A 9,761-nucleotide genomic window follows, 5' to 3' on the forward strand; every position below is an offset into this window, starting at 1 on the left:
ATATTGAACCCGATGTGGGAAAAAGGGTGCTTTATGAACCCGTTGTGTTCCATTTAATGCAGACGGTTCAAAACCGTCGCAAACCGCCGAAGAATGGTAAAAATTTCCGCAAGGGTGCATATTGAACCCGATGTGGGAAAAAGGGTGCATGTTGAACCCGTTGTCTTCCATTTATTGCAGGCGGTTCAAAAGCGTACCGAGTGCGCGGGAAAAGGCCAGGTAAAAATTGTTGTAAGGGTGCTTTTTGAACCCGATGTGGAAAAAAGGGTGTTTATTGAACCGCCTGTGGGGAAATGCGAGTAAAAGGGAGCATATTGAACCTGATGTGACTACGTTATGGCAAAGGGTTCAAAAGCGTACCAAGCAGGACAAGAAAACCCTGCTGACGCAAGGCCAACAGGGTTGAAGCGTTATTTAAAAGCGCAATTTCGCGCGCGCCGTGCAGCGCAACGTATTTGCAGCGCAACGTACCCACAGCGTAACGTACTCGCAGCGCAATGTACTTGCCAACGTCACACACCTTCGACGCCAACATACCCGCCAGCGCAACGTACTTGCCGGCGTAGTACAGCAGCTATTCGTCGCCGAAAGAAATACCCAGCTCGCGCGCCTCGCGCACAAGGTCGCTCTCGGGGTCAACATACTTGAGCTTGCCAGCAATATCGGCCAATGGCACCTTTTTCATCTTGCCTGCCACCTGTGCAACCAAGAAACCATACTCACCGTTGACCAGCGCATGTCCAGCAACCGCACCACACTGGGAAGCAAAAATACGATCCTGCGCATCAGGTGCACCACCGCGCTGAGTATGGCCCGGAATAGCCACACGCGTCTCGCGACCCGTACGCAACTCAATCTCGCGCGCAAGCGCATATGCAACAGAAGGATCAGTCCTCTGAGCAACTGCTGCCTTGTACTCCTTCTTGTTGAGCATCTTTTCACCCTTGGTGATGGCACCCTCGGCCACCACAACAATGGCAAAACGCCCGCCCATTTTTTCGCGCTTCTCGATGGCCTCAACGACGTTATCGAGATCGTATGGAATCTCAGGAATCAAAATAACGTCAGCACCACCTGCAACGCCTGCATACAGTGGAATCCAGCCCACCTTATGACCCATAATCTCGATAACAAAGACACGACCGTGCGAGCTTGCGGTTGTCTTGATATCGTCAATCGCCTTGGTCGCAATATCGATAGCCGAGGGGAAACCAAAGGTCATATCAGTACCCCAAGTGTCGTTATCAATCGTCTTTGGCAGACCGATAACACGCAGCCCTTCCTCATTCAGCAGATTTGCCGTCTTGAGTGAGCCGTTACCACCCAGTACACACAGGTAATCAAGTTGCAGTTTTTTGTAAGTCTTCTTCATGGCCTCAACCTTGTTAAGACCATTTTCATCGGGTTCATGAATCAGCTTAAACGGCGTACGGCTGGTGCCCAAAATGGTGCCACCCGTAGTCAGCAGACCGCTCACATCCTGCCACTCGAGTTTGCGATACTGACCATACATCAGCCCACGATAGCCATCGAGAAAACCATAAAACTCGACTTGATCTTTGCATTCGTTGGTAACCGTACGTACAATGGCGCGCATGGTTGCGTTCAACGCTTGGCAATCACCACCGCTGGTGAGCATACCGACTCGAAGCATATGGTCCTCTTCCCTCTCACATCGCCGTTACTGTCATTTTTGCTGGTACCGACTCACAAACTCAGTACAGTCGTAGCTCTATTGTACGCCGCAGACAAGCCAGACAAGCAGAACTTAGTGCACAAGCAAGAAGTACGCCACCACGGCCACACCCAGCACGATTCGATACCAACCAAAAGGCTTGAAATTGTGCTTTTTGACAAAACCCATCAAGAAACGAATAGCAAGCAAAGACACCACAAAAGCAACTGCACAGCCAGCGAGCAGCAGCGTTAGTTCATTCGGAGCAAAGCTATTGCCTTTGAGGAAAAACTTCACCAAACGCAGGCCACTGGCACCCACCATTACAGGCACTGCCAAAAAGAAGGTAAACTCCGCCGCAACCGTACGCGAGCAACCCAAAAGCAGGCCACCGATGATGGTTGAGCCCGAGCGTGAGGTACCTGGCACAATCGAAAGTACCTGGAAAATACCAATACCTATTGCCGTCAACCAGGGCATATGACGTACATCCGTTACACGCGCATCAGCATCGGCAAGTTCACTGGGATTGCTTGTCACGGGAGTCGCCATATGACGAGCAGAACTTCCACGAGCAGCCAACTGCTGCGCACGACTATCACGACGAGACTCGATCACAATAAAAAGAACACCATAGACAATAAGCGCAGCGGCAATCACAAAAGGACTGCCTAGGTGAGCTTCCATCCAGTCGTCCAACGGAATGCCAATTGCAGCTGCAGGAATACAAGCAACGATAATCTGTGCCCAAAGCCGCCAAGTATCATGGCGCTCATCGGAGCTTTTCTTGCCTGAAAAGGGATTGAGTGCATGGAAGAAAAGCACGCAAACCGCAAGTATTGCTCCCAGCTGAATGACTACCAAAAACATATCCCAAAAATCTTTGGACACATTGAGCTTAACAAACTGGTCGAGCAACAGCATATGACCCGTCGATGAAATGGGTAGCCACTCGGTAATACCTTCTACTAAACCAAAAAGTACAGCTTTGAGCAGTTCAATCATATCCATGGACACACCCCCGCTAGTTTTTGGCTGCATTGCGTCTTGCTGCTACAGGCGGCCCGCCATAACGAGCACAACCATAGATACCGCGCACGTGCAGACTGCAGATGCCTTGCTTGACTATCTTTGCTTACCAATGTAGGACAAGTCAGCCGCCATCCACCCGCCCCCAGCGAACTGCCACGGAAAAACACCGACCGCCTACCGTCTAGAGCATCCACGGACAAATTTATCATCTGCCAGCTGGGTAAACTCTAGTTAATAGATACTCTACGGAAAGCGGGGGATTACGATGACAAAGACTTACACTGACCTCGGCTATGACAAGATTTTTGTAGCACTGGATGGAACTGACCTGCAATATAAGGTGCTCGATCGTGCAATCACAACAGCGGCAAATGATAACGCAGAGCTCTACATTGGTCATGTCATCGACTCGACTGCGCTAGAAACCACAGGGACCTATCCATCGGGTCTCATTTCCGCCCTTGAAGAGGATTTCCGCAATTCTATCGCCGAGCAAATCGCCAAGGCACAAGCAGAACCCAACATCAAAAAAGTCACGGTTATTGTCAAGGCGGGGCGCATCCGCGAAACGCTCAAGGATGAGATGCTTGACGAAATCAATCCTGATTTAGTGGTGTGCGGCGCGCGCGGATTGTCGCCAATCAAATATGTTCTGCTTGGCTCGATTTCGACCTTCTTGATTAGGACCGCAAAGGTCGACACTCTTGTGGTGAAGTAACGCCTGACTGAAGTAGCGTCTGACATTAAGTTGCCACAAGCCCTGCAAGCTGCGCGACTTTATTATGCGGTTTGTAGGGCTATACGCAGCTGCGGGGCTATATGCAGCTATACAGTCAAAAATACGGTGATGATAATCAAAGCAAAGCCCAACAGCTCTGCTCCAGAAAAAGTAGCACCAAGAAAGACAATCGATGTAATGGTTGCCACCACAGGCTCGGAAGTCGCAAGCAGCGAACCTCGCACCGAGCCGACTTCTTTGACACCTTGCAGGTAGAGACCGTAGGCGCCAAAGGTACCGATAACCACAGAAAACACGACGCCCAGCCAGCCAATCCAGTCAAGTGCGGGCATATTTTCCCAGGGACGCACATAAGCCGAAAGTAGCACTCCTGCCATCAAAAAAGCCAAACCATTGACCACAAAATTGCCCCAGCGGCGCATCATACGCGCTGGCAAAATAGCCAAAATAGCAGCGGAAACAGCACAAATCAAACCCCAAATAAGACCTTGAGGCTGCAGATTCATCTGAGTGGGCACACCCGCGGTTGCCACTAAATACGTACCCACCAGCGCGAGGAATAGACCGAGTGCTTCACGTTTGCGCGGCTTGCGGCGCGTAGTAAGGCACACATACACCAGCACCATGGGCATCTCTAGCGACTGCAACACCGTCGCCGTACCCGAGTCAGTCCAATCAATGGCCTCAAGGTAGGCGACCTGCGAAAATATAATGCCACCCAACGCCACAAGCAAAATTCCCCAAAGGTCACGCGGACTATGCAGGGCATCTATCAGACGACGGCGATTGCGCAACAGCGCCACAGCTAAAAATAACCAGCACGCAGTCAGCTCACGTACACAAGCCAACCACAAAGGGTCAACGTTATAGGCATCCATCAAAAATTTGGACACGGTACCGTTTGCACCCCAAAGTGCGCCTCCAAGCAGCGTAATAAACACGCCGCGCAGCAGTGCGCGTCCCGTGGGATCGGGAGTTGGCGCCTCGATTTTTCCTGAAGGCGTCGATTGAGGCTGAGGTTCAAGCATGGGCATCTCATCTCTGGGTATCATAAATAAGTGCACAAAACCTAAAGCACAATAGCACCAATACACCGCTTGGAGGACCTCATGCAACAGGATAAGAAGGACTTCACTATTCCCAACCCCAAACTTGTGGTTGGCAGCAAGCATTCGGGCTTTAGCGTCACCGCAATTCATCCTATCCCCGAGCTCTCAGCCACTGGCTATGAGCTACGTCATGACGCGAGCGGCGCACGTGCGCTCTGGCTGGCTTGCGACGATGTCAACAAGTCATTTGCCATCAGTTTCAAAACGCCACCTGCTGATGACACGGGTGTTTTCCATATCCTTGAGCATTCAGTGTTGTGTGGTTCGGATCGTTTTCCTGTCAAGGAGCCTTTCGTCAATTTAATTAAGACGAGCATGCAGACCTTCTTGAACGCGATGACTTTTCCCGACAAAACCATGTATCCCGTAGCGTCAACCAACGAGCGCGACCTCGAGAATCTCATGGATGTTTATCTGGATGCCGTGCTGCATCCTGCCATCTACCAGCGCCCGCGCATTTTTGAGCAGGAAGGCTGGCACTACGAACTTGCCGGCGAAGGTGACGACGCCCAACTTATTTACAACGGTGTTGTCTTTAACGAGATGAAAGGCGCCCTATCTGATCCTGATGAAATCGTATTTGAGCAGGTCAGTCGCGCGCTCTTCCCCGATACTCCCTACCGTTTTGTCTCTGGCGGAGATCCGCGATATATCCCTCAGCTCAGCTACGAGCAGTTCATCAACACGCATGCGCGCCACTACAATCTCGCCAACAGCTACACCATTTTGTATGGTGACCTTGATATTGAGCGCGAGCTTGCCTTTATCAACAAACGTTTTGAGCAAGCTGTTGATCGTGGCGTTGGCAAGCCCAACGTACTGCCGATGCAAGCCCCTGTCCAAGCAGGACTTTCTCAAATCAAAATGGCGACAGCCCCCGAGAATGCCTCTGTCTCGCTGGCTTACGTATTTGCAACCGCTGACCAGCGCAAACGTGTGCTAGCAGCAGATGTACTGCTTGACACCTTGGCGGGCTCCAATGAGGCTCCGCTCAAGCGTGCCGTACTCGAAGCGGGTCTTGGCCAAGACTTTAATGCCACGTTGATTGATGCCGAACTACAGCCTCAGGTTATCTTCCAGCTCAAAGGAGCAAAGCCAGGCGTGGCTAAGCAGTTCCGTGAGCTTGTTGAAAATACCTGTGCACGTCTAGTTGCTGAGGGCATCGAGCGCGAACGCCTAGAGGCATCACTTGCTCAGGCAGAATTTAATCTACGCGAAGGCGATTGGGGTGTCTACGCTGATGGTGTTGCCCTGTCGATGCAGGTTATGTCAAGCTGGCTTTACAACGATGATGACCCTGTGGCATATCTCCATTACGAGGACGCGCTCGCACAACTCAAGGATGCAGTCAAAACGGGCGGCTTTGAACAGCTGCTTGATGAGATGGTTGTTCATTCCCAGCATTCCTGTGCTGTAGAGCTAGTACCCACCGACGAAGGTGCTGCAAATGCAGAGGTCGCAGAGCTGGCCGAGTTGCGCGCGCAGATGTCTGCCGATCAACTGGCCGCCATAGCTGACGAGGTTGCAGCCCTTCGTGCCGAGCAGGAAGCCCCTGACGCTCCCGAAGATATTGCGCTTTTGCCTCGCCTGCACGTTTCGGATATCAAAGACGTACCCGAGGAAACGCTGGCTACGCTGGATGAAACAGCGGCTCTGCCCTGCTATGCCTATGATTTAGATACTCACGGCATTGATTACGTCTGGCACTACTTTGATCTGCGTCGCTTTAGCTTTGATGAGCTGCCCTATGTTAGTATGCTCACCGATTTGCTTGGCAAACTCGATACCACAGAGCATGACGCTTCGGCACTAGACATGCTTATCGAGCGCGAGCTGGGCTTCTTGAGCTTTAGCGTCGAAGCCTATGGCCGAGATGAAGACCCCAGCTTTGTGCACCCGCTACTGGTTGTACGCGCTTCTGCTTTGGCAGACAAAACGGCGGCACTGGCCACTCTACCTGCCGAGGTCTGGAGCAAGACCCTCTACACCGACACGGATCGTATCTACAACTTGCTGGTACAGCACCGTATTGCGATGGAGCAAAACTTCATCGGCGCAGGTCACCGTGCCGCAATGGCAGCACTTGCCACGCACTACTCAGCAGCTGCAAAGGCAACTGCACAAATGGGCGGTGTGGAGTACTATCTTTTCCTCAAAGATCTGCTTGCCCACTGGGATGAGCACAAAGACGCCCTGGTAAACACGCTCACCAACATCACACAGCGTATATTTACTGCAGATGAAGTGAGTGTCAGCTTTGCTGGTAGCGCTGATAGTCGCAAACGTTTTTGGGAGTTGGGCGGCACGCTGGGCCTTACCAAAGCAGGCAAGCAAACCGCCGCACATCAGCTAGAAATCGCTCTTCCCGACCCCGACACACCAATGCGCCAAGGCTATATCATTCCTTCCGATGTTTGCTACGTTGGCGAAGCGCAGCCGCGCTCTATGGCAGATAACTGCAGCTTGGGCGCTTGGACAGTGGCTTCGCGTGCGCTTTCTTTTGACTATCTGTGGAACGAAGTCCGTGTCAAGGGAGGTGCCTACGGCACTGGTTTCCAACATGGCAGCACGGGTGTGACCCAGTTCTGGTCTTACCGTGACCCTGGTATTGATGACACAATTGCTCGCTACGAGGGCGCGAGTGCATGGCTTGTCCAATGGAGCGGTGGTGAAGACGAACTTGAAGGTTACATCGTCTCTAGTGTCGCTAGCCATGACACGCCACTCAAGCCTCGCCAGATTGCACGTCGTCAAGATTCGCAGAGGTTTGCTGGCAAGCCGCAAGGCTGGCGCCATGATGTGCGCAATCAGATGCTAGCCACCACCGCCGAAGATTTGCGTGCGATGGCGGTACCCTTAAGTGAGTTGCACGATCACCACAGCGTTGTAGTCTTTGGCGGCAAAGACAAGCTCAAGGAGTCACAGCTAAATCTAACGCTCACGCAACTGATGGATGAAGCAAACTAGCTGCCGCGCTGCGTTATACGTTTTGCTTCACCGCGTTAGCGCGGTTTGGCATCATTTTTTGCACCTTTATCGAGCCTCTGTGGGTATTTCAGCGAATGCTGCACCCACGGAGGCTCTTTCTGTCATAAAATTAACTTGTATGAGCCGCCTGTAAGGGGGCATTTGGCTCAGGTCTCGGCGGTTTTCCTGACGAGACACAGACGGGATGTTGGGTTTTGCTCGACATCGTCGGCGTTGGAGAGGAGTGCTATATGCAGTATTCAGCGGAAGTGGAGAGGATGTGCCCGGTTGCCAAGGGTGCATACCATGGTCCTGCCCCGATTCCCGAGGAGGGAAAGTGGGTTCAGGCCAAGAAAATTGAGGATATCTCTGGCTATACGCACGGCATTGGTTGGTGCGCCCCCCAGCAGGGTGCTTGCAAGCTTTCGCTTAACGTCAAGGCTGGCGTTATCGAAGAATGCCTAGTCGAGACCATCGGCTGCTCGGGCATGACTCATTCCGCTGCTATGGCTGCCGAGATTCTTCCCAAGAAGACTATTCTTGAGGCTCTCAACACCGACCTTGTATGCGACGCTATCAACGTTGCTATGCGCGAGCTTTTCTTGCAGATTGTCTATGGTCGTACCCAGACTGCTTTCTCCGAGGATGGCCTGCCTATCGGCGCTGGTATCGACGACCTCGGCAAAGGTCTGCGCTCCATGGTGGGCACCACCTATGGCACCGCGGCCAAGGGTCCCCGTTATCTTGAGCTGACCCAGGGCTATATCACCCACATCGCCCTCAACGAGAAGGACGAGATCATCGGCTTTGAGTTCGTCAACCTCGGCAAATTCATGGATGACGTCAAGGCTGGTACCGATGCAAACGAGGCGCTCGAAAAGGCAAAGGGCCGCTACGGTCAGTGGGACGCGCCCGCCAAGGTCATCGACCCCCGTGCCGAGTAACTTGGGGAAAGAAAAGGAGGCACGTCTTATGGCAGTCACATTTGAAGGTTACGAGCGCCGTATCGCAAAGATTACCAAGGTGCTCGATAGTTATGGCATTTCCAGTCTCGAAGAGGCTGAGCAGATTTGTCTGGACAAGGGCATCGATGCTCGCAAAATTGTCTTTGATGTTCAGTCCATCGCATTTGAAAACGCCGCATGGGCATACACTGCAGGCTGCGCAATTGCAATCAAAAAGGGTTGCAAGACCGCATCTGATGCAGCTGCTGCTATCGGCGAAGGTCTGCAGGCGTTCTGCGTTCCTGGCTCTGTAGCTGAGGATCGTAAGGTTGGTTTGGGCCACGGTAACCTAGGCGCAATGCTTTTGGGCGAGGATACCGAGTGCTTTGCATTCCTCGCAGGTCACGAGTCTTTTGCTGCTGCTGAGGGCGCCATTGGTATTGCCAACAACGCCAACAAGGCCCGCAAGAAGCCGCTGCGCGTTATCCTAAATGGTCTTGGCAAGGATGCTGCTCAGATTATTGCTCGCATCAACGGCTTTACCTATGTTCAGACTCAGTTTGATTACTTCACTGGTGAGCTGACCGTTGTCGAGACCACCAAGTACTCCGATGGTCCTCGCGCTGCCGTTAATTGCTACGGTGCTGACGACGTCCGTGAGGGTGTCGCTATCATGTGGCATGAAAACGTTGACATCTCAATTACTGGTAACTCCACCAACCCCACTCGCTTCCAGCATCCCGTCGCAGGCACCTATTTCAAGGAGCGCGTCCTTGCTGGCAAGAAGTACTTCTCTGTTGCATCTGGTGGCGGCACGGGCCGTACCCTGCACCCCGACAACATGGCCGCGGGTCCTGCTTCCTACGGCATGACCGACACCATGGGTCGTATGCACTCTTCGGCACAGTTTGCTGGCTCGAGCTCCGTACCCGCACACGTTGACATGATGGGTCTTATCGGCATGGGCAACAACCCCATGGTCGGTGCTACCGTCGCATGCGCTGTCGCTGTCGAGCAGGCCATGGCATAAGCGAGCTGCTCTGCGCCTAGGCGCGCTAGTAGACGATTACGCCCGTATCTCATGCCCCCACAGGCATCCGTCCGTGGGGGTATTTTGTGCCCACATCATCTTGCATTTGCTTGCTTTGCCGGTCATCTATCTGGTTATAGATTAGGTTTACAATTCCAAAAGCCACGTTCTATTTCATGCCAAGTGTCAAACGCCACGTTTCATTTCACGCCAGATGCCAAACGCCACACTCTGTAGTCACGTCCGTAAAATGGTGTAAAAGACG

Annotated in this window: 7 protein-coding genes; 4 read left to right on the forward strand and 3 right to left on the reverse strand. The window is 52.6% G+C overall.

Features of this window, described 5'->3' with window-relative positions; translation table 11 throughout:
* Nucleotides 1-574 precede the first annotated feature (574 nt).
* Entirely contained in the window at nt 575-1,654 is a 1,080-nt protein-coding gene (locus tag HMPREF9069_RS02545) for a 6-phosphofructokinase (RefSeq protein ID WP_021625554.1), read from the reverse strand.
* A gap of 114 nt (nt 1,655-1,768) precedes the next feature.
* Entirely contained in the window at nt 1,769-2,686 is a 918-nt protein-coding gene (locus tag HMPREF9069_RS02550; RefSeq protein ID WP_035438208.1) for an undecaprenyl-diphosphate phosphatase, read from the reverse strand.
* A gap of 286 nt (nt 2,687-2,972) precedes the next feature.
* Here HMPREF9069_RS02550 and HMPREF9069_RS02555 point away from each other — a divergent pair, with 286 nt between their 5' ends.
* Nucleotides 2,973-3,425, forward strand: coding sequence for a universal stress protein (locus HMPREF9069_RS02555; RefSeq protein ID WP_021625556.1), 453 nt, complete (start codon nt 2,973-2,975; stop codon nt 3,423-3,425).
* A gap of 107 nt (nt 3,426-3,532) precedes the next feature.
* On the opposite strand, the gene HMPREF9069_RS02560 is transcribed toward HMPREF9069_RS02555, so the two are convergent.
* Entirely contained in the window at nt 3,533-4,474 is a 942-nt protein-coding gene (locus HMPREF9069_RS02560; protein WP_232204024.1) for a DMT family transporter, read from the reverse strand.
* 81 nt (nt 4,475-4,555) lie between these two features.
* Between HMPREF9069_RS02560 and HMPREF9069_RS02565 the strand changes: the two genes are divergently transcribed.
* From HMPREF9069_RS02565 to HMPREF9069_RS02575, 3 genes are all read left to right on the forward strand, one after another.
* Complete coding sequence (locus HMPREF9069_RS02565; protein ID WP_021625558.1) at nt 4,556-7,522, forward strand: insulinase family protein; 2,967 nt, start codon at nt 4,556-4,558, stop codon at nt 7,520-7,522.
* Between the two features lie 251 nt (nt 7,523-7,773).
* Nucleotides 7,774-8,466 carry an iron-sulfur cluster assembly scaffold protein gene (locus HMPREF9069_RS02570; RefSeq protein ID WP_021625559.1) on the forward strand — a complete coding sequence of 231 codons (693 nt, stop codon included), beginning with the start codon at nt 7,774-7,776 and terminating at the stop codon, nt 8,464-8,466.
* 28 nt (nt 8,467-8,494) lie between these two features.
* Nucleotides 8,495-9,496 carry a GGGtGRT protein gene (locus tag HMPREF9069_RS02575; protein ID WP_035438214.1) on the forward strand — a complete coding sequence of 334 codons (1,002 nt, stop codon included), beginning with the start codon at nt 8,495-8,497 and terminating at the stop codon, nt 9,494-9,496.
* The last annotated feature ends 265 nt before the right edge of the window (nt 9,497-9,761 follow it).

Source organism: Atopobium sp. oral taxon 810 str. F0209, assembly GCF_000466405.1.
In the GTDB taxonomy this organism is placed as follows: domain Bacteria; phylum Actinomycetota; class Coriobacteriia; order Coriobacteriales; family Atopobiaceae; genus Olegusella.

What these genes read in the sequence shown, in the direction of transcription:
- HMPREF9069_RS02545 (WP_021625554.1), bottom strand. Translation starts at nt 1,654, where the DNA reads ATGCTTCGAGTCGGTATGCTCACCAGCGGTGGTGATTGCCAAGCGTTG.
- HMPREF9069_RS02550 (WP_035438208.1), bottom strand. Translation starts at nt 2,686, where the DNA reads ATGGATATGATTGAACTGCTCAAAGCTGTACTTTTTGGTTTAGTAGAA.
- HMPREF9069_RS02555 (WP_021625556.1), top strand. Translation starts at nt 2,973, where the DNA reads ATGACAAAGACTTACACTGACCTCGGCTATGACAAGATTTTTGTAGCA.
- HMPREF9069_RS02560 (WP_232204024.1), bottom strand. Translation starts at nt 4,474, where the DNA reads ATGCTTGAACCTCAGCCTCAATCGACGCCTTCAGGAAAAATCGAGGCG.
- HMPREF9069_RS02565 (WP_021625558.1), top strand. Translation starts at nt 4,556, where the DNA reads ATGCAACAGGATAAGAAGGACTTCACTATTCCCAACCCCAAACTTGTG.
- HMPREF9069_RS02570 (WP_021625559.1), top strand. Translation starts at nt 7,774, where the DNA reads ATGCAGTATTCAGCGGAAGTGGAGAGGATGTGCCCGGTTGCCAAGGGT.
- HMPREF9069_RS02575 (WP_035438214.1), top strand. Translation starts at nt 8,495, where the DNA reads ATGGCAGTCACATTTGAAGGTTACGAGCGCCGTATCGCAAAGATTACC.